This is a genomic window from Stenotrophomonas sp. YJH_SMC_16 (genome assembly GCF_059367875.1).
This window is the reverse complement of record NZ_JCAFRH010000005.1, coordinates 52,319-71,760: the sequence shown is the minus strand read 5'-3', so window position 1 is coordinate 71,760 and position 19,442 is coordinate 52,319. Positions and strand designations below refer to the sequence as shown.

Annotated in this window: 25 protein-coding genes; 18 read left to right on the top strand and 7 right to left on the bottom strand. The window is 52.6% G+C overall.

Features of this window, described 5'->3' with window-relative positions; all coding sequences use genetic code 11:
* Positions 1-9: 9 nt before the first annotated feature.
* The 7 genes from AC5P6E_RS12380 to AC5P6E_RS12350 all read left to right on the top strand — a co-directional run bounded on the left by AC5P6E_RS12380 (position 10) and on the right by AC5P6E_RS12350 (position 6,914).
* Complete coding sequence (locus tag AC5P6E_RS12380) at positions 10-594, top strand: hypothetical protein (protein ID WP_495231033.1); 585 nt, start codon at positions 10-12, stop codon at positions 592-594.
* Between the two features lie 3 nt (positions 595-597).
* Entirely contained in the window at positions 598-1,542 is a 945-nt protein-coding gene (locus AC5P6E_RS12375) for an SOS response-associated peptidase family protein (RefSeq protein WP_495231032.1), read from the top strand.
* A 71-nt stretch (positions 1,543-1,613) separates the two neighbouring features.
* On the top strand, positions 1,614-2,093 hold the full coding sequence (locus AC5P6E_RS12370) for a hypothetical protein (RefSeq protein WP_495231031.1): 480 nt from the start codon (positions 1,614-1,616) through the stop codon (positions 2,091-2,093).
* Positions 2,090-2,731, top strand: coding sequence for a DUF6988 family protein (locus AC5P6E_RS12365; RefSeq protein WP_495231030.1), 642 nt, complete (start codon positions 2,090-2,092; stop codon positions 2,729-2,731). The genes AC5P6E_RS12370 and AC5P6E_RS12365 overlap by 4 nt, the downstream gene beginning before the upstream one ends.
* A 117-nt stretch (positions 2,732-2,848) precedes the next feature.
* Positions 2,849-4,699 (top strand): DUF262 domain-containing protein, encoded by a 1,851-nt coding sequence (locus tag AC5P6E_RS12360; protein ID WP_495231029.1) that lies wholly within the window; start codon positions 2,849-2,851, stop codon positions 4,697-4,699.
* Positions 4,692-6,062, top strand: a complete 1,371-nt coding sequence (locus AC5P6E_RS12355) for an RES family NAD+ phosphorylase (RefSeq protein WP_495231028.1) — start codon at positions 4,692-4,694, stop codon at positions 6,060-6,062. The genes AC5P6E_RS12360 and AC5P6E_RS12355 overlap by 8 nt, the downstream gene beginning before the upstream one ends.
* 33 nt (positions 6,063-6,095) lie before the next feature.
* The gene (locus AC5P6E_RS12350; RefSeq protein ID WP_495231027.1) at positions 6,096-6,914 is read left to right on the top strand and encodes a hypothetical protein; all 819 of its coding nucleotides are present in this window, start codon (positions 6,096-6,098) and stop codon (positions 6,912-6,914) included.
* Between the two features lie 3 nt (positions 6,915-6,917).
* Here the strand turns inward: AC5P6E_RS12350 and AC5P6E_RS12345 are convergent, their stop codons facing one another.
* Genes AC5P6E_RS12345 through AC5P6E_RS12335 form a run of 3 tightly spaced genes read right to left on the bottom strand, consistent with a single transcriptional unit; the run spans position 6,918 to position 8,721 of the window.
* Positions 6,918-7,469, bottom strand: a complete 552-nt coding sequence (locus AC5P6E_RS12345) for an ankyrin repeat domain-containing protein (protein WP_495231026.1) — start codon at positions 7,467-7,469, stop codon at positions 6,918-6,920.
* Complete coding sequence (locus AC5P6E_RS12340; RefSeq protein ID WP_495231025.1) at positions 7,466-8,506, bottom strand: ArdC family protein; 1,041 nt, start codon at positions 8,504-8,506, stop codon at positions 7,466-7,468. Before AC5P6E_RS12340 ends, AC5P6E_RS12345 begins: the two co-directional genes overlap by 4 nt.
* Positions 8,503-8,721 carry a hypothetical protein gene (locus AC5P6E_RS12335; RefSeq protein WP_495231024.1) on the bottom strand — a complete coding sequence of 73 codons (219 nt, stop codon included), beginning with the start codon at positions 8,719-8,721 and terminating at the stop codon, positions 8,503-8,505. The genes AC5P6E_RS12340 and AC5P6E_RS12335 overlap by 4 nt, the downstream gene beginning before the upstream one ends.
* 221 nt (positions 8,722-8,942) lie before the next feature.
* On the opposite strand from AC5P6E_RS12335, the gene AC5P6E_RS12330 reads away from it, so the two are divergent.
* Complete coding sequence (locus tag AC5P6E_RS12330) at positions 8,943-9,128, top strand: hypothetical protein (RefSeq protein ID WP_495231023.1); 186 nt, start codon at positions 8,943-8,945, stop codon at positions 9,126-9,128.
* A gap of 55 nt (positions 9,129-9,183) precedes the next feature.
* Here the strand turns inward: AC5P6E_RS12330 and AC5P6E_RS12325 are convergent, their stop codons facing one another.
* On the bottom strand, positions 9,184-9,423 hold the full coding sequence (locus tag AC5P6E_RS12325) for a hypothetical protein (protein WP_197649801.1): 240 nt from the start codon (positions 9,421-9,423) through the stop codon (positions 9,184-9,186).
* Positions 9,424-9,456: 33 nt separating this feature from the next.
* Positions 9,457-9,921, bottom strand: a complete 465-nt coding sequence (locus AC5P6E_RS12320) for a hypothetical protein (protein ID WP_197649802.1) — start codon at positions 9,919-9,921, stop codon at positions 9,457-9,459.
* 581 nt (positions 9,922-10,502) lie between these two features.
* On the opposite strand from AC5P6E_RS12320, the gene AC5P6E_RS12315 reads away from it, so the two are divergent.
* A complete protein-coding gene (locus AC5P6E_RS12315; RefSeq protein ID WP_495231022.1) occupies positions 10,503-11,333 on the top strand; it encodes a hypothetical protein in 831 nt (276 codons plus the stop codon).
* Positions 11,334-11,809: 476 nt separating this feature from the next.
* Here the strand turns inward: AC5P6E_RS12315 and AC5P6E_RS12310 are convergent, their stop codons facing one another.
* A complete protein-coding gene (locus tag AC5P6E_RS12310) occupies positions 11,810-11,956 on the bottom strand; it encodes a hypothetical protein (protein ID WP_495231021.1) in 147 nt (48 codons plus the stop codon).
* Positions 11,957-12,110: 154 nt separating this feature from the next.
* Here AC5P6E_RS12310 and AC5P6E_RS12305 point away from each other — a divergent pair, with 154 nt between their 5' ends.
* From AC5P6E_RS12305 to AC5P6E_RS12275, 7 genes are all read left to right on the top strand, one after another.
* A complete protein-coding gene (locus AC5P6E_RS12305; RefSeq protein WP_161771322.1) occupies positions 12,111-12,281 on the top strand; it encodes a hypothetical protein in 171 nt (56 codons plus the stop codon).
* Positions 12,278-12,868 (top strand): AAA family ATPase, encoded by a 591-nt coding sequence (locus AC5P6E_RS12300; protein WP_495231020.1) that lies wholly within the window; start codon positions 12,278-12,280, stop codon positions 12,866-12,868. The genes AC5P6E_RS12305 and AC5P6E_RS12300 overlap by 4 nt, the downstream gene beginning before the upstream one ends.
* 408 nt (positions 12,869-13,276) lie before the next feature.
* Positions 13,277-13,762 (top strand): hypothetical protein, encoded by a 486-nt coding sequence (locus AC5P6E_RS12295; protein WP_495231019.1) that lies wholly within the window; start codon positions 13,277-13,279, stop codon positions 13,760-13,762.
* A 98-nt stretch (positions 13,763-13,860) separates the two neighbouring features.
* Positions 13,861-14,832, top strand: a complete 972-nt coding sequence (locus AC5P6E_RS12290; protein WP_495231018.1) for an ankyrin repeat domain-containing protein — start codon at positions 13,861-13,863, stop codon at positions 14,830-14,832.
* Positions 14,832-15,896 carry an ankyrin repeat domain-containing protein gene (locus AC5P6E_RS12285; RefSeq protein ID WP_495231017.1) on the top strand — a complete coding sequence of 355 codons (1,065 nt, stop codon included), beginning with the start codon at positions 14,832-14,834 and terminating at the stop codon, positions 15,894-15,896. Before AC5P6E_RS12290 ends, AC5P6E_RS12285 begins: the two co-directional genes overlap by 1 nt.
* A 202-nt stretch (positions 15,897-16,098) precedes the next feature.
* Complete coding sequence (locus tag AC5P6E_RS12280) at positions 16,099-16,332, top strand: hypothetical protein (protein ID WP_407619606.1); 234 nt, start codon at positions 16,099-16,101, stop codon at positions 16,330-16,332.
* A 93-nt stretch (positions 16,333-16,425) separates the two neighbouring features.
* Entirely contained in the window at positions 16,426-16,644 is a 219-nt protein-coding gene (locus tag AC5P6E_RS12275) for a hypothetical protein (RefSeq protein WP_495231016.1), read from the top strand.
* Between the two features lie 424 nt (positions 16,645-17,068).
* On the opposite strand, the gene AC5P6E_RS12270 is transcribed toward AC5P6E_RS12275, so the two are convergent.
* Complete coding sequence (locus AC5P6E_RS12270) at positions 17,069-17,452, bottom strand: hypothetical protein (protein ID WP_407365403.1); 384 nt, start codon at positions 17,450-17,452, stop codon at positions 17,069-17,071.
* 185 nt (positions 17,453-17,637) lie between these two features.
* Between AC5P6E_RS12270 and AC5P6E_RS12265 the strand changes: the two genes are divergently transcribed.
* Complete coding sequence (locus AC5P6E_RS12265; RefSeq protein ID WP_495231015.1) at positions 17,638-18,384, top strand: hypothetical protein; 747 nt, start codon at positions 17,638-17,640, stop codon at positions 18,382-18,384.
* A 102-nt stretch (positions 18,385-18,486) separates the two neighbouring features.
* The gene (locus tag AC5P6E_RS12260) at positions 18,487-19,320 is read left to right on the top strand and encodes a hypothetical protein (protein ID WP_495231014.1); all 834 of its coding nucleotides are present in this window, start codon (positions 18,487-18,489) and stop codon (positions 19,318-19,320) included.
* Positions 19,321-19,442: the final 122 nt, after the last annotated feature.

Genomic DNA, 19,442 nt, shown 5'->3' with positions numbered 1-19,442 from the left:
AAGGGGCGTATGGACATGGAAGAATCGAAGACTGTGGTGGTCTATCGCCTGATCACTTCTAGACTCGTGGATACACGGCAGGCTCACGCGATTAGCAAAGCACTCAATCTTGCATTGGGTGAAGACAGCCCCAGGCGACTGACCGACCGGCTCAGCGGTTTGGAGGACGTTACGCTGCCCATTCTTTGGTCCTGCCAGCTCGCAACGTTCGTGGGATTGGTGGCGGTGCTGGAAGACAGCAAGGGAAGTGCTTCGATCCCAGAACTCGCTCGCTTGATCCGAGCAGATGGCACAGAAGTGCCGGCAGAGCTGGAAGCAGAAGCTGCGGCGATCTGCGACAAATATCGCGTGTTTCGCAACAAGCTCTTCTCTCATAATTCGACCCAGCGCGAGCAGCATCGAGAGCTCTTCGACGAAGCCAAGATTAGTTGGGAGCAGCTTGACGCTGACTTCGACGCGGTGACGCGGATCCTTTTTCAAATTGCAGACAAGAGCCAAGAGCTTTCGCTCGATCTCGCGCCGCTCATGGCGTTCAATGATGTCGAAGCAACCGAGGCTTGCATAAAAAAAATCCTGTCAGAACTCGGAGCATAGGCCATGTGCTACTCAGCAGAAGTTTGGACGGACTACCACCGCTATGTCGATCAGTTCAATGCTGACGTCGACATCAAAGATTTCGCCAAGCTCTACCTCGCTCGCCAGAGTTCCCCAAAAATAAAAATCCCAAAGGGCATGGATCGCGGCTTCAACAAGCCGAAGACCGATCTGGAAAAGCAGATCCAACAGCTTGTGCAGGACTACAAAAGCAGCTTGATCAACGCCAGCGAACAAGAGATGTTCAAGCAAGCAAAGCGCTTGGCGGATGCTGAAAGGAAGCTTGCAGTCAAAGAGACGAAGACGGCACTCAACGAGCAGCGCATTGCAACGAATAAGATCAAGCAAATGAAGCGATGGATCGCTGACGCTAAGCGCGTTGAGCTCGATCCCGTCAAGGACAATCGCATGTGGCCGGACTGGTATGTGCCCGTGCTGATTTCTGAGAAGGGAAAGCTTGTCGTTCGGCCGATGCGCTATCACTGCCGTCCCGCTGGCAAGCCCGTCAGCGTTGACCGCACAAAGGATGGCAAGGTCTCGGGCACTTACAACGCTCGCCGGGACAACTTGACCCGATTTTGGCGCAAACAATTTGGCTACACCCACGGCCTCATCGTTTCCAGCCAATTTTATGAGATGGTCGAACGGGACGGTGTCACTCGTGAAGTTCAGTTCAACCCAAGCACGCACGAGCCGATGTTCATCGCGTGCCTGTGGTCACATTGGACAGACCCCAAAGGTGAAGCGACTGATCTTTACAGCTGCGCTGCTGTAACTGACGATCCGGAGCCCGAGGTTGCAGAAGCGGGGCATGACCGCACCGTCATCAACCTCAAGCCAGAACACATCACGGCTTGGCTCAATCCCGACCCAAATAATTTACAGAGCATGCAGGACATCATGGACGACAAGCAACATCCCTTTTACGAACATAGGGTTGCTGCGTGATCATTCGCAGAATTATTTCGTTGCGAGACGCCCACGCACTTCGTGCCCGACGCGAACGTCTGAAAGCCCTTGTGAGCAATTCTAAGCGAGTAACGAAATTCTGCATCCATGATCTGGACAGTAAGACCATTGAGGAGATTCGATGGGCGTTGAATGATGACTTTGCTTACTGGGCTGCACTCTGCAATGAAGTAGGTAAGTTTGGCGTATGGGGTGCGGTTGGAGCGAACTCGTTTCGTGCAATTGGACTTAGGATTGGTAGCCTGGACGCTGGTCACATTCAGAACTTTGCTTTTATTGACCAAGGGACGGAGTTGCAAATCGGCCATTTCGCGACATCCAAGATGCAAGATCGCAAGGGGTTTGGCACAGCACTCTTGCGTGGTCTCATGAGAGACGTAAAAGAGCACCATCCTCGGTGTAAGACGGTTACCTTGCTGGGCGGTGGAGAAACGGGTGTGGGCATCGCTCATCTGGCTAAAAAGTTCAACGGGACGCGGTTTCGAGGGAAAGGCGACGTGGCTGAGCGATATAGGATCGTGATTCCATGACGAGAAGCCATGACAAGTCGGTGCAAGTCAACGACGCCTTAAACCGTGCAGGCGAAATTCGTGGGCGATTGCAGTTGGCTGAGCATGCAACCCTTGCTCATCGAGTTGCCGTATCCCTTCTTGCTGCGGCTTATGATGATGCACGAGCAGCCACCCTGTTGATCGGGAACTATGGGCCGGACCTAGTTGGCAGCGCGCTGAGTCTGGTGCGGCCCATGAATGAGAAGCTGAGGCGAGGATGTTGGTTCTTCCTTGGGGCGACCGAGGAGCAGGCTGGCCAGTTCCTCACGCATGATCGACTTCCGCCGTCCAACGTGATGGTCGAAGCCATAGAGCGAGAAGAGCCGTTTCGAAGCTTCCCTATCTTTTCCATGCAACACCAAAACGGAATCAACCATCTGCATAGCTTCACACATGGGGGAAATCAGATTGCGCTGCCTTACATGGTCACCAACGAGATTGGTGCCTCATATGCAGATGTGGATGTTTTCCATGCTCTTGAGAGCATCGAAGCAATCGGGATCACTTCGGTCCTTGTGACAATCATGGTTGCGGGTGAGAGCAACCCTGAACTGGCGCAAGAGGTGCTGAATACGTTTGGTCGCGAGTTCAACATACCAACCGGGCCGAGCGGCTGACTCGCTCAGGCAGCACCAAAAATTGAGAATTCTAATATCGCGTTTCGTGCGCCAAGCGCGGATTGCCCCAACTGAGCATAAATAATGGAAGCGACAACACGAAATCTTAGGAAGCTCTTGGAACCTTCGGTCCAGTATCAAGTCCCGCTCTTCCAGCGTCCCTATGTGTGGAAGCAGGATGAGAACTGGATGCCTCTTTGGGAGGACATCGAAGCGCTGTTGGACAAGCATCTCTACCAGGGCAGTGCCCACCCGCACTTCCTCGGGGCAGCAGTGTTTGAGCTGGCAACCAGCCAGTCCGGCGCTGTGCAGACCCGCTTGGTGATTGACGGCCAGCAGCGTTTCACCACGTTGCAGCTCTTCTTGATGGCTGCACGCAACCTCTCCCGGAAGGTGGGGAGTGAGAAGCAGACTCATCGACTTGGCGCGTTGGTTGAGAACGGTGTGCTCGATATCGATGAAGAGGTAGAGAAATACAAGCTTCTCCCCACAAATGCGGATCGAGCTGCGTTCATGGCTATCCATGCATGTTCGTCTGACGATGAGGTCAGATCTCTGGTCAAGGCTGACAAGACCCTGGCTGAAAACCGACTGGTAGAGGCTTATCTCTTCTTCGCTGCGAACATTGCTGCTTGGGTCAATGGCGATGATGTCGATGTGGATCGTGCCGATGAATTTGCAAAGACCAAGCCGGAAGACCGCATCGAGTGCATCTGGAAGGTCGTAACCGAAGGGTTGCTCCTAGTTGTCATCGACCTCACTGCTGGGGACGAGAGCCAGTTGATCTTTGAGACGCTCAACCACCGAGGGGAACCGCTCCTTCCCGCCGACCTGATCAAGAACCTCCTGTTCCGCAAGGCTATCCAGCAGCCAGGGGCTAAGGAGGGAGACGTTGAAAGGCTCCACGAGAAGCACTGGCGTCGGATCGATTCCGATTACTGGCGTGAGGAGGTGACACAGGGCCGGTTGAAGCGGCCACGAATCGATCTCTTCATCAACCACTACCTGAGCATGATGCTCAGAGAAGAGGTGCGAGCAACGCATCTGTTCAACGAATACAAGCGATTCTTTGAGAACTCGGCCGATGTGTCGGTGGTCGGCATTGATACGCCAAAGAGTCCGTCAGAGCACATCATCCAGCTGGCGAAGTTTGGCGACATCTTCCAGGAGTTCTACAGCCCAGATCATCATCCAGAGCTTGCCCTGTTCCTGCGTCGCTTGAGTGCCATCAACACCGCAACTGTCTACCCCTTCCTGCTCTACAGCTATGCGCGGCTGATGCCGGACAACCGAGCTGAGTTCAACAAGATCCTGGTAGTCCTCGAATCGTTCCTGATGCGTCGTTGGATCGTCAATCTCACACCGAAGAACTACAACCGATTTTTTGTTGACCTCATCAAGGCAGTAGAACGGTCGGGCGAACTCACGGCAAGGTCCGTGAGCGAGCAGCTGATCCGGGGTGTCGGTGACAGTAGCAAGTTCCCCACAGACGATGAGCTACGTGTGGCGGTGTTTGAGAAGCCGCTCTACACCAGTCGCACTGTCACGAAGTCTAGGACGGTCCTGGAAGCGCTGGACGACCGTTTCCGGTCGGGCAAGAGCGAGGCGCTGACTATGCCTACAAATCTCACGGTCGAACATGTCATGCCCCAGTCGTGGGAAAAGCACTGGCCCCTTCCTGGTTCATTGACTGATGATGTGGAGAGGATGAAGTTTGCTGCGCGGCGCAACCTGCTCATTCACACCTTGGGAAACCTGACCCTCATCACTGGCGAGTTCAATAGTGGTCTCCAGCACAAGGCCTGGGGCGAGAAGAAGCCGGAGCTGCTGACGTATTCGAAGCTCAACCTCACCCAGTATTTCCACAAGATGGAGTCCTGGGGCGAAGACGAAGTCCGTGCTCGCGGTGAAGTTCTGTTCTCCGAGATGGTCAGGATGTGGCCTGTGCCCGAGGCAGCTCATGAATGAGGATAATCGAGTTTGCGATGGCTGTGTCGGAGATGCTTTTCTGGCACAGATCATCGGTGCTAGCGAACAAATTGAAATTTGCGACTACTGTGCAAAAGAGGGCCCCACAATCAGTCTGGATGAGCTAGCTGACAAGTGTGCTGCGGCCTTTGAAACGTTCTACGAAGGAACTGCTGACGCATATGCGGTCGTCTATCATGATCGCGAGCCGGCAGGCGACGATATCCATTCCTGTTTAGAGGAACTGGCAGGTGTGGAAGAAGAGCTCAATAATGATCTTGCCGACGTTTTGCTCGGTCGCTTGAGCACAGGTGATCTAGACGAAGCGGATCCGTTCTACATCAGGAGCAGTCAGCTAGGAGCTGTAATAGGTGATCAGTGGGAGCGAGTCTCCCAGAGCCTCAAGCATGAGGCAAGGCTCATCAATCCTGATGTTGTGGACGTCTTTGACGTGGTGTTCGGCCAGGTCTCAGAGGACGTTACCGCCGAGGGCTTTGACGTCTTTGTATCTGCGGGGCCGGGGAAGAGCGTGAGTCAACTCTTCCGGGCACGCGTGTTCCAAGGTGACAGCAAGCTTGAAGCGGCTTTGAAGCATCCCGAGCGAGAGCTTGGACCGTTGCCTATAGGTGAGGGAAGAGCGGGAAGGATGAACTCATCCGGTGTTTCCGTATTTTACGGAGCAACTGACGCAACTGTGGCTCTTGCCGAGGTGCGCCCACCGGTCGGAAGCAGGGTGCTGGTCGGATCCTTCGAAATCATGCGCGAACTGAGGCTCTTGAACCTTGATGAGTTGGGTCGCTTGGTTCCATCCCCATCAAGAAGTCTCTTTGATCCTCTGGCCAAGGCCGAACATGCTAGGTGTGATTTTCTGCGATCACTTACGCAACGCCTCACTATGCCCGTGATGCCTGAAAACGAAGCGCAGGATTACTTGATCACCCAAGCGATTGCTGACTATTTGGCGACGCATCGGAGCGTCTCAATTGATGGAATCTACTTCAGATCTGCGCAAGCCTTAAAGAGAAGGGAGCACGAGACTGGTCGCAACGTGGTGCTTTTCCATAAGGCATCTCGGGTAGATCGAGCGGAGATCCAATACAAATTCGGAAGAAGTTCGCAGCTGATGGATAATGACGAGGATCACTTCTTCATGCAGCCTGAAATCATGTGGAACGGCAAGGAGCCGCATGACCATAGGGATGGCTGGGAAGACTCCGACAACCGCGAGAAAACGCTCTCTCTTGATCTTAGTTCGATGGAAGTCAGATCTGTAACCGAAGTTCAATACTCGTTCAGCACGGATGAAGTCGGCTATCACAAGTATGATGAGTCGAAGTTTCTGAAGTTCAAGCGTCGCGGTTGAGATGGAAGACCTGGGGAATCATAGATGCCGGTTATGAATGTCATCGGTCCAAAGTCGGGTAGGTGCAACATCTGTGGCGCCGTAGGGCCTTTGACCGAAGATCACATCCCGCCTAAAGCGCTGGCGCAAAACATCGCTCTGCGACTCAACCATCTCGTTTCTGAGTTGGGTGCAGAGAAGGCGCCTCCCGGCACCAAGATGCCAGACGGCATCAAGTTCAGAAGCCTTTGCCAGCGCTGCAATGGCGTCGTGTTGTCACGCTACGACAAGGCCCTCGTGGCGATGGCAGACCAGGTGACTGCGATGTTGCGAACACCGATCCTGCTTGATGGATCGCAGACCGTTCGAGTCAAGCCGCAACTCGTAGCCAGGGCAGTGTTAGGTCACATCTGTGCGCTAGGCATCGATCGCTACAACGAGGGAGACCCGCAGAAATTTGGCGAGTATGTGCTCAACGACCAATCGACCTTCTTGCGAGATTGTAGAGTCTGCTATTGGGTCTATCCATTCGCTGGACGAACGGTCGCGCGTGATCTGTTTATAACTTACATCGGGACTAAGACTGCCTCGCAAGTGATGATCATGAAGTGCTATCCCATAGCATTCGCAATCATCGTCAATAAGGCATTGCCGTTAGATGGCTGGCAGCCGCCGTCGTTTGACTTCTATGCTTCTCTCGGCCCGGACGATGAGGTTGAACTACCGATCTACCTTGATCAGATCCCCGATCAGATTTGGCCTGAGATGCCGCATCGGGACGGCAACATGGTTGCGCTGCTGGGAGAAGCTGCATACGTCGCCAAGCTGAGCTCACCGAGGGGTCAAGTCCTAAAGAACCGACTTAAGCGTTGAACATCATCGGCGCATCGAGGTGGCGCTCGAATCGGCTCCATATCGGTATTTCACCATCAAGTGCTGTGCATCGCGATCACCGCGCTCCATGGCGGCTTGTATCGGTGTGTTACCGAAGTCGTCCACGATGTCTTGCTTCGCTCCGAAACGGAGTAGCGCATCAATTACCCCAGGGTCATCGGCCAGGTGCAACGCAGTCTGTCCGAACGCATTGGTCGTGTTGACGTCTACATGTGAGCGGATAAGGCCTCTGGCTTCGTTCCAGCGCCCGTTCTCGACAGCGTCCAGGAGAGCGGTCCCGGGGAGCGTGTCATCCGGCTCAGAAGCATAGACAAGCGGTTCTTTGTCACCCCGGATGCGAGCGAGAAGCAAGGCATGATCAATGAGGTGATCGAACCGCGATCCGGCGCGGCTTGCATCGTAAATGGCCTGGGATTCTGGGCTTAGGTTGCCAAAATCGAAGAGCTTGGGGCGGGGGTCTTGCTCGGGCTGTGTGTAGCACTGCCGGCTCTCTTCCAGGTCTGAATTATGGATCTGTGGCAGTCGTTCAGTCATAGCGCTACCGCCAGTTCTTTGGCTTTGCGCCGCGCCTTCATGTCTTTGATCTGATCGTCGAGCAGTTCGGGTGCCAACGGATCGACAGTCTTCGCCCTCGCGTTACGCACCGGCCGTTCTTGACGGGGCTCTTGACCCGCTAGCTCCTGCGCCTGGACATTGTTCTGCTCAAGTTCTTGATAGCGCTCGACCTTCAAGAAATTGCAGATCTTCTCTGCATCCGCACACGCGCGGAGGATCTCTTTGGGATCATCTTTGAGGACCTTGATCCAGGATTTGATGTAGGCCGTGTGCTGACCAGGGTCATGTCCAATACCCAAGCGTTCGCCGGTCATGTAGGAGAAGATCTCGGCTCGCAGCTCTTCGATAGCATAGCTCTCACTACCAAACTTGCCCGATAAATCACGCCCCAACCGATTTTTATTGCCGGTGCTGTGGCCTAGCTCGTGAAGGGCTGTTGTATAGAAGCCGTCCTGGCTTTTAAACGCAGTTTTCGAAGGCATGAAGATCTGATCGATGTCAGGACGGTAGTAAGCCCTATCACCGCCATTGAAGTTGAACGGAACTCCCGAGTCGCTCATCAGTTGCTCGCACTTCTCATGTCGCCATTTCTCAGGAACTTGGAGCTGGGCTTTCGGCCCAGGCAAGCCATCGCATTGATCGCGGTTGAAGACTGTGAAGTAGAAGACCTGCATGCGCTTCTTTGCCGCTGGGTCCTCAGCCAGTTGCTCTGCACTTGGCTCTGTCGTCTTCCAGAACTGGATCGACGTGCCTTTCTGGCCCCTACGCACTTTGCCACCGGCTTCCCCGATCTGCTTGAACGTCAACCACTCAGCAGACTGATAGCCGCGTTCGTGCTGTGTCATGAGCAAGTTCATGAAATTGCCGCCCCGGTAGCTACGATTAGTGACGCCGTTGTGCGGCCCTACTGGGACCTCGCCGGGCTTCCATGGCTTCGTCCAAGGCGCTGTGTTGCTCTCCAGACTGCGGATCACGAGATCAGCAAATTTGCGCGCGTAGTCGTCGGTCTTGCTCATGAGCCGATCCAGATGCTTCGGTGTTGCATGAGAGCCAGATCGACAAGATCGATGATCTCGAAGTCGTTGAAATGGCCTTCCGCCTCAGTCTGATCAGCGGTTACGCTAAAGAGCAGCCCGTCTCCGTCCCGTTCTGCGACGAACCGCCTAAAGGGCGGATAGATATCATCAGGTGTGAGCGCCGTCTCTTCGAAATACAGATCTTCATTAGTCATAAGTGCCTCCTCTTGACCAGGCTAAGGCAACTGACTCTTTTGGCAAGGGTTTCTAGCACAATTTATTTGGTCCAATTCGCAAATAGCTAGCGACAAAGATTGGTCGCTAAACGCATTGCAAGCGCCCGCGCTCCTCCACTGCGTTTCGGCTTTCAGTGCAATGCGTTCTTGCCGCTTCCCTACGACTCATCGCGAGCAATTGGCTCAACTGGAGCAACATGATGAGCACGAAATTCTTCAAAGAAGCAAACGAACACTTCACCAAGATGTTTGGCATCAGCATCGACGAAGCGGGCTTCTCAGAAGCCGAGTTCAAACAGCATTATGGCGATCTTTCAGCTCTCGAGGCCGCTCACCAAATTGGTCGCGACTACGACCTGGATCGCATCGATAGCGGCTGGCACTGAGCTACAAAAAAGCCCCGGATTTCCGGGGCTTTCTTCGTCTGCAGCACGGCATGCTCTACCAGAATTTTTGCAGGACAGTCTTGCCTTCAAGATCGGTCTGGACGACCTTGTATGTCACCTTCAAGCCTTTGACGGCAGTGTCAACAGTGTATTCAACCTTGCCGACCACTTCGCCATCGGCGCTCAGGATTGAATAATTGTCGACGTCAACGTTCCCCATAAAACCTGTCTCGCGCGAGCTGTCGAGGCGAAGCGTCTCGCCGTCCTTCAATTGCAAGTGTTCTGAAAAAGACATGGGCGTTCTTCTTGAGTGAGTGCGTCGTTATGGTCAGTCAATCGGCGGATCAAACGAAGCAAGCTTCGGTGGGATCTTGACGCCAGCTTCTTCCATACACACGAAATTGCAACCTTCCTTCTCGCTGATTGGGGCGAGACTCCGCGCGTCGTAAGCTTTGAAAAATCGCTTGGAAGGTGCCTTGTCTTCGATGACCACCAGGATCGGCCGAGACTCTCCCAGGCACACGGCAGTGATTCTTCCTACACCCAAGGGCGGGGTGATGACCTTCTGCCCGGACGTGACCTTCATCGTCACCTCTCCATCGTAGTTCCATCCGCCAACGCGGCCATCAGTTCGGTTTTGATTGACCCCTGTGTATTCGATGATGCTTGGGCCGCACAGGCCCTTGGCCGTGTTGTTGAACCTGTCGAAAGCCAAGTTCCCAAGATCCTGGGCATGGGACGAGTGCGCAATGCTCAGCAGCAAAATTCCTGCGAATACGATGTGTGATTTCATCCTTGATCCCCTTGTTGCTCAAAGCGAGCAAGCAGATCACAACGTAGATCACCCCCGACTTCAACCCCCCTGCGCCAACGCCCCCCAGGGGGCTGGCTGTGGAACGGGCTATCGCCCATCACCAGGCCGAACCAAGCGGCCCCTCAACTCCCATTGGGGCGAAGCCGCAGCGCAGCTGCCGGGTGAAGCGATAGCCCCAGCTTACCCGCCGCCCCCTCCCAGGGGGCAAAGGCGGAAGGGGTGACAAGAGATTACTGCTTTGCTTTTTTGCTTTTGATTTTCCCTGAGCGATAGCGAAAAAAGCGCGAAGCGCCCTTTAACCTTTATACCTTAAAGCCTTAAGCGAACGCAGGCCTTATGCGCCAAGGCTTTCGGAGGCATTGGGTCCGCGTAACTGCGCATTTGGTCCGCACAACTGCGCATTTGGTCCGAGTAAGTGCGCATTTGGTCCGCACAAGTGCGCATCGGGTCCGCGTAAGTGCGCAGTGTCAATGAAGCGCTGTCTCCACTTTTAAAACCTTTCGTTATTGACAAAAATCATATTCGCCTTATTTGTGATTGGAACAGATAAGGGGATATAAATGAAAGATAAAAAACAGCTTGCGCTTGCGCCGGTTCCAATGGGACTTGTAAGGTCTGCACTGTTCGGGACGGCACGGTTTAATGGCGAGCGGATTGAGTCCGGAAGCATAGCCGCGCATCACGTTCTGGGAACTAAGATCGCATACAAAGGGCCAAGACTGAATCAGCTGCACGCGATTGTATGGCAATCGATCTTGCTTCTCACGAGAGAGCAGGGCTCGTGCGTCGTGAGGGTCAGCGGAGACCGTCTCATCGATATGCTAGGCATGTCTTCAAGAAGTGGCACGAACAGAGATCTTATTCTCCAGCGGCTTGAAGATCTTGTCGGAGCGACCGTCAGGTATCAGACGGACACGCACCGATATTTTGGGACGATGCTGGTTGGAGCGCTGCGTCACGAGAAGACAGGCCATTTCGAGATCGAAATCAACCCAAAGGTCATGGATCTGCTTGGTAATGAAGTTATCTGCAATGACTTGGAAAGAAAGGTCGCACTCGGAAAAAATCAGTTGGCGCTTTGGCTGCACGACTACTTGTCATCTCACAGAGTGATCTATCCCATCGCGGTTGATGAGTTGCGGGTTCTAAGCGGCTCTGAGAAAGAGCTCAAGAAGTTTCGTTACGAGCTTAAGAAGTCTATGGCCATTGTCAGCACTGGTAACGATCCTTTGGTCAAGTCCTGGGCCATTAACGGCGACGACAAGCTGACAGCTGAGAAGGGCGTGACAAAGGTAGTGCTAATTCCTAAGTCTACCGAATTGAAGCTTGCACACGCCAGGAAGCGCAACCTGATTGATCAGGCCCGGAACCAACGGGTCAACCCACTATGAAGCGCATGACTAGGAACAAGAAAGCGAAATTGGTTTCACGGCTAAAGAATGGAAAGGAGAAACATTCAGACCTGGCCCGCATGTTTGGAATAAGCAGGCAGCGTGTGCATCAGATCGCGGCGAAGTCTAATGCTTGCATGCGGAGAGAAATAATTAAGGAGACTCGTATTGCGGTGGCGAGGTTTATTGCGGATCATCCGTCCATGCCCTACGCAGAGGTTCGTCGGCGGTTCTCTGTCTCTCAATCGCTTGTTGTTTCTGCACTGAATTTGAGGATCCTTCTGGAAAGAGATCTTTGAATTCCATATCTCCAATTCGGCAAGAGTAAGGCCACTCTAAGTGGCCTTTACTTTATCTGGATCCCATTCTTGCAAGCGACGACTCTATTGTCCGAATGCTTCCGATAGCCTTCTCTGACAAATAATCAAATCCGATCATCAAGCATGTGATGACAACCAGCCATGTGATCAGGCGTCTCATGCGCCCGTTCCCAGGGCACAGCTGATCAAGCGGCCGATGCCAGAGAGAACCGCGTAGCAGCTCAGCAAAGCAAGAACAGCCAGTGTGACCAGTGAGCCTGCCGAAATTAAAAAGCTTTCGTGATTGAAAAGATATTTGAACATGTTGATCTCCGGTTTTGTTGAGTGGGGCTTTGAGTGCCTTTCATTTATTAAGAGGCCGATTGAAGTTTTGTCAAGTAATTGGAGCCCAAACTATTGACAAAAGTTTGAACTGCCTTTTTCTCAAGTTAGGGAATAACCCTGGCTGGAGATCAGTATGAAAATCAAATATGACATCGACACAACGATCAAGTTCTATCAAGTTCATTTAAACCAAAAAGAAGAGCGAGCATCGCGTTTAAAGAACCGAGCTAAAGATCGAGATAGACGAATGATGGGTCATTGGAACCGTCAGCGCGCATCACAAGTCCAAGCGGTGCTCTCATGAAGATCTGCATGCTCAATGGAAAGGGAGGAGTAGGGCGCACGACTCTCACCCTCAATCTCGCTCACTGCTTGCAGTGCACTTACCCAAGTTCCAGCGTCTATGTCGCTGACTTGGACGTCCAAGGCTCATCCCTTGCCTGGGCAAGGCTGGCCGGGGAGACGCCCTTCACGGTAGGTGTCGTGAAGTCACGGGCACAGCACGATTTCCACCTCTTCGACACACCACCAAAGCTACCTGAGAACGGTCTTGTTCCTGAGGCTGACGTATATGTCATCCCAACGCTCCTAGACGCGGTGAGCTTTGTCGTGTTCTTGAAAACGATGGAGCTCGTGCGGAAGAAGGGTCTCCCCCATATCGTTGTGGCAAATCGGTTCAATCCGGACCGCTCAGAGCATCGGCAGCGCTTCGCACAGCTTCCTCCCGGGGCGCTGATCGTGAGGGATCGGGCAATCTTCGCCTCGTGTTATGGCTACGGGGAGACTGTCTTTGATCGGGCGGGGGTGAGAGCCAGCCACGCTCAGCAGGACATCAAAGCGATTGCGCGAGCAGTGAGAGGCTTTGACAGCCGAGCCTGGGGCGATCTATGAGACGCCTTCCAGATCTCGATACCGCGCTAGACGTCATTCATCAGCCCGGGCATCGCAGCGAGAAGCGGGTCAACGTCGAGCTGAGGTCTGCACCTGAGCCTGGTGACCACGAGTGCCGGCAGTCCTACTTTGACCTGGAAGACCGGCCCAGAGAGGGGGGTGAAGCCCTTTTGCAGCTCCATCGCACAGCCCGGCTCCGCGATTACCGCACTGCGGAGGGCGTTCGCACAAATCGTTCGATGATCACTGTGCCGCCGCGCCTCAGAGACACAATCCAAGAGCTCTTGGATGACCCTGGCGAGCCTTGGACAACAGGGCTGATAGCCCTTGCAGAATTCGGGGCACAAGTGCTCAGGAGCGAGCAGACCGTCCTCGTAGTCACTAAGGCTAGATACATGGGTGACGCAGATGAGTAGTCACGAAGAGCAGTTCATCGAGGCAGCAAGAACGGGTGACCTGGTCACGTTGCATGAGCTGCTGGACCAGGTTGACCCGAAGGCTCAGCACTCGAAAGCGCTGGCGGTCGCAGCAATGAACGCTCGGGTCCAAGCCGCCCTGGTGCTCTATCCACTCTCTGACCCGGAGGCTATCGAACACTGGTGCCATCTGCGGCAAGGCACAGACCCAGAGTTGATCCTACGGATGATTGGGTGGGCTAGGGCAGGGAGCGTTGGGCCAGGTAGCCCAACTGAATACAGCAAAGCCATGGCAATCGCTGCGGAGGAGGAGCACGAGGGCCTGCTGGGGCTTCTCTATCTGCACTGCTGTCCTGGGGAAGCTGTGAGCTATTGCTGGGAGAGAGCTTGGTTTGCGGCATCTAAACGCCTGGAAGCCTATTTCCTGCATCGGGCGACACCAGCTCTAGATGCGCGTGCTGAGGTGCGGCGGTTGTGAGGGCAGTCTTTGCTCTCTTGGTTATTTGTTGAAGTTTTTATATTAAGGGGTATTGACAAAAATGCGATTGGCCTTTTACTGGAGAAAAGGAGATCACTATGACTAATGAAGAGCAACTAATTCAAGCTGCAGCGTGTGGGCAAGTAGAAATAGTTAAAAAACTAATTCCAGTATCAAACCCTAAGGCAAATAACTCGCAGGCTCTGCGTCATGCTGCGGAAAGGGGTCATAAAGAAATTGTTGAATTACTTATTCCTGTATCAGACCCCAAAGCCAGCGACTCAATTGCATTTAGATGGGCTGCTTTCAACGGGCATAAAGACATTGTTGAAATGCTGCTTCCTTTCTCAAATCCAAAGGCAAATAACTCAGAAGCACTGAGGGATGCCGCACGTGAAAGCCATAAAGAAATTGTTGAAATGCTGCTTCCTTTCTCAGATCCAAAGGCAAATAACTCAGAAGCACTGCGGGATGCCGCACGTAAAAGTCATAAAGACGTTGTTGAAATGCTGCTTCCACTGTCTGATCCGCGAGCAAATGACTCAGAGGCATTGTGTTGGGCTGCGGGAATGGGGGCCATAGAAATTGTTGAAATGCTGCTTCCTTTTTCAGATCCAGAGGCTCGTGACTCAGCTGCATTGAGGGTTGCCGCATCTTGTGAGCACAGGGAAATTGTTGAATTGCTAATCCCTATTTCAGATCCTAAGGCAAGTGACTCAGAAGCATTAAGGGATGCCGCATCTTGTGGGCACAGGGAAATTGTTGAATTGCTAATCCCTATTTCAGATCCTAAGGCAAGTGACTCAGAAGCATTAAGGGATGCCGCATGTAAAGGATACGGAGACATTGTTGAAATGTTAATTCCCGTGTCTGATGTGGAAGCAGCTTGCGAAAAGCTTGATGATTCAAAGATTTCACTGATAAGGGCTATAGAGGCGGAATTGAAGATGAAAGAGCTTCAAGCGTCAACTGTCCAAATCCCACAGAGCTTTAAAGAATGCGTTGATCAAGCTAGCTCTGACAGCTTGGGCACTGCGGCAACTCCAAGAGCCCAGGCTAGGAGACTCTGATGAGCCCGCCGATGACAAATGAGCGCCTGTTGATTGAAGCCGTGGCAGAAGGACGAGCTGACCAGGTTCAAAGGCTCCTGCTGGTAGCAGACGCTAGAACGGGAAATTCCGCAGCGCTTCGTTGCGCTGTGGCCACCCAAAGAAGTGAAATCATAAATTTGCTCTTGCCGCATTCGGATGCCAAAGCAGACAACTCTTACGTGCTGCGACATGCCGTAGAAATAGGTCGCAGAGATTTGGTTGAAATGCTCATTCCATACGCTGACCCCAAGGCTCTGAATTCGAAAGCTCTGCGCTATGCGGCTGAACATGGAGACGTCGACATGGTCGAGCTGCTATTGCCAGTCTCGGACCCATTGGCAGATCACTGCTGTGCATTGCAGGCTGCTGCGGAAAAAGGGCATAGCAGAGTCGTTGACATGCTTCTTCCTTTCTCAGATCTCAACGATCGCTCACGAGCATTAGGCTGGGCTGCTTTTTTCGGGCATAACGAAATCGTTGAAATGCTTCTTCCTATCTCAGATCCCATGGCAGATCGTTCAAGGGCCTTGCTGCATGCGGCTGAAAAGGGACACAAAGAGATCGTTGAAATGCTCCTTCCTGTCTCAGATTTTAAAGCAAATGGTTCAAGGGCACTGATGTATGCGTCAGAAAATGGACACAAAGAAATCGTTGAAATGCTCATCCCTGTCTCTGACCCTGAGTCAATTCGCTATGCTCTATGGGATGCCTCGAAATTAGGATATCTGCAAATGGCTGAAATTCTAATTCCTGTCTCGGATCCTAAGTCTCATAACTCGCAAGCATTGGGTTGGGCTGCTTTTGGTGGGCATCAAGAAATTATTGAGTTGCTCATTCCTGTATCTGATGTAGACGCCGCTTGTGAGAGTCTTGATGAAACGGAGTCGGCGATGGTAAGAGCTGTCGAAGCGAAGTTAAAGATGAGAGAGCTTCAAGCCTCAACTATCCAAATCCAACAGAGCTTCAATCAATGCGTTGATCAAGCAAAGTCTGACAGCCAGGGCACTGCGGCCACTCAAAGAGCCCAGGCCCGAAGGCTCTGATGCACCTACCCAAGTTCAAGATAGAGCCCCTTCGCCGGGGCTTTTTTGTGTCTCCCATCGGTCGCCTTGCGCTGCGCTCCCAGGTGCTGGCGGTCGGGTAAGCACCAATCCTCTGATTTAGAGGCACTGATTAGATCCTGAAAGCTTGACAAAAGTTCGATCTGCCTTTTGCTTGATTCATCCACTCAATAAAGGAGATCACATGAAAATCAACGCAATTCAGAGACTCATCTGCAAGGCTCGTGAGGCCGGAGTTATTTCGATCAAAGAGGGAGTCTTTCTTTCAACTGGAGCAAGCATCAAGGAGAGATTGCTTGTCTGGGATGAGGCAGCGTCTACAAATGTCGTAGACGAAGAGCTTTGGATCTACACAGAAAACGGGCTGTTTATGCCATTGGGTCAAAGGCCCGAGCGAGAGCTCAACTGCTATGTGTAAAAAAAAGACCGCCGAAAGGCGGTTTTTTACTGCTACATCTATTGACAAAAGTTCGATCTGCCTTTCAATGAATATAAGGTAAGGAGATCACTTATGAACACTCAAATTAAACTCAAAGACATCACTACCCCCGAACAGCTTAGAGAGCGCATAGGTAAAGACGGTTTAGGACTTCCCAAGCTTTCCTTGGGCATTTATTGGAAGCGCTTCAAAGGGTTGATGACGAGTAGCCGGACCAGTGACGAGCAAGTTGAGACTCGTGTTGAGTTCTGCTGCTTCGATGGCACCAAATCAGTCCGCCGATTCGTCTAACCAAGGAGACTCATATGAACGCTTATATCTCACATGTCCAAGTTTGCCTTGCCGCTAAAGAGAGCTTTGGTCTTTGCTCCCCAGCAGACTTCCTTCACGAACTAACGGGCTACGCTCAGTCTGATTTTGATCATGCTTTTGACAGAGCAGCACGGAAGGGCCTGGTCAACGTCTACGGACGAGACACGGTTCTGATTTCGGGCAAAGGTTCAATTTTCTTGCAGAGCCAGGCCATCGAGGCTCATAAATGGCGTGCCGTTGAACGGGCCAAGCAGTGGCTGGTAGAGAGAGAAGAACGTCGGCGTTGGGAAGTCCAGCAGCTCATCAAATCAAAGATGGAATTCGCACGACAACTTCGTGCTGCCGCGCCTTGGGTGCTTCGCACGCGATCATTGATCGCCCCGGGCGGGCCCGAGTCGCTTGCTCACGAACCAGGGCTCTTCCGCTCAATGGCATCCCATCGATCCGCTGCTGCACGGTAGATGAAGCCTAAGGCAGGAAACGTCAGCAGGACTGCTGCCGCAACCGCGAAGTAGGATCTAAGTGGCTGCACATCTCCGTCTTCGTCTGTCCAGCCCCAGTCGTCCGGCATCCAAAACAAAGCGCTTTTGGTGCCCCCATAGATGAAGATGGCAACGCCTAGCCACGCAAGGCCAAAGTAGGTCCACTTTAGGGGTGACATGCCCGACTGGATGTGGGCGCGGCGAACGAACGCTTGTGGCTGGAAGTGGGCACTCCAAACATAGTGGATCAAGGCAATAAGCGAAGCGGTGCTGACAGCACCCGCGATCATTGTAATGACAGACATTTGCCCTCCTGGGCGGACTGAATTAGGTGCGTAGATCACTCATTGCATGTGCAGCAGTCTACCGCCGTGAGCGCTCATTGCGATGCCACCTATGGCGAGCGAATTCTCACGAATAAATGGCAAAAAACATTGCTAAAGAATAGTTTTGCGTTTTAATGAGGTTGTTCAAATAATTAGGAGATCTCATGTTTTTATATCACTGCACTGACAATGAAAATCTTTGCAAAATTCCATTAGATGATTTTACGAAGGATAACCTCATTCGTGGACTGTGCTTTTCTGATAACGCTCTAGATCACTTTGGTGACGTAACGTATCGAATAGAGCTTAAAGATGAGTGGAATATGCTCACTACCGATATGCTTCATAACCTGGATGAATCACCAACCAATTCTATTGACTACATGTCTGACAGGCATGGAAACCCGTTAATTGTTAGGGGGGAAGATATTAGGTCTGCGTTCGAAAAAGCCTGCCTTGAATTGGATTACGATAAAGAACAGTGGGAAAATCTGTGGACATGCGCGATTGAGTTTGACGACTGTAGTGGCAACGATGAGCTTATTGAATATGCCAATGGAGAAGATCCAGCCTGGGATTTGCAGAGCATACGCGGCCGAACCGCCTATCATCTTGGTTTAGCTGGTGCTGTTATTACAGATGAAAACGGAACTTCATACATCATCTCAGATAGCAGCCTTCGACTTGATCGAGTCGAATACGATGAATACGATGACGAGAACACGGAAGATGGGTGGCGTGTCGTGGAAAGGTGCTCGCATACCAAGCGCGCTGATGAGTCTATGTTGACCCAAGAAGAGTTCCAGACAAACAAAGTGGAAGCTCCACCGAGCTTCAAGGAACGCGTTGCGAGCCAGCGTAGTCTTGGTCCGTCCTCAGCAATGCAAGTCACCAGTTCCCATCGTCTTTGATCCAGCGCACAGCGCGTCCGCCGGGTGTCAGGAAAAATCTGACACCCTCGCCTTCACGTAGCGCTTACAATGCGGTTGTAGTCAAGGGAACAGGGGAAGTTCGTGCGCTCTACCATTTCACCGGCCGTCCTGGCCGCACTATGCGTCTTTTTTGTAGGTTGTCAGCAGGACGCGGCTTCAACAACCTCCGGTCACGTGGCAAACAGCAAGCCTCCGATTGTCATTACAGAGGAGCCTTGGGTAGGCAAAGCCTTCGATGGTGAGACGGTTCGTTTGAATCCTCCCATCCGGTTCTACCAGGAGCTCATCCGGGCACGCAACCAGGTGGCAAAAGGCGAGTTCGAAACCACCGCGGACTATGAGAAGCGGAAAGCGGAGCTATCTCTACCTGTTGGCATTGATGCCGGCAAAGTCTATCTCTTCGAATTCACGACGAAGGTCAAATATGATGCTGATCAAGGGGCGTATACAGCGGATCCCAGCTTTTGCACGGACTACGATTTCACCGCCTTGAAGAACACATTGGCTTGCCGCCTGGCTAGTGTCGAGGGTGCGCCGCTAGTCAACAGGCGGGAGGTCTACGGACAGACCCAACTGTTTGAGAAGAAGACAGACACCGAGTATTCGGTGCTCATGTCCCCACAAGATGTTCGTAAGATCGCTAAGCGTTCCTCCCAATACGCAAGCTATGCGTTGCCCTCGAAGTGTCCAGTGGCAGTAGAGGAAGCTAAAAATTACGGCCCGATTGCCATGGCTTACGGTGTGACCTTTGAGCGACCTGACTTCGTCAAGGGAGACACCATGCATCTGCACACCTATCCGGAATATAGGAACGAATGGGACGTAGAAAAGATAGGCGTCTTTGGCAAGATGGCATCACTGGTCTGCTACACCAACGACGAGCACAAGCGTGTGGTCTATCGGCAGGTGCTCTAGATGCCACATTCTAAAATTCGCAGGCGAATGCGATTCGTGCACGGGCTGGCTCTTCTGTTCTTGGGGCCTCTCGCGTCTTGGCTCGCCTTCGGGCTACTTGTGGAGTTCCAGGAGTCGCCAAG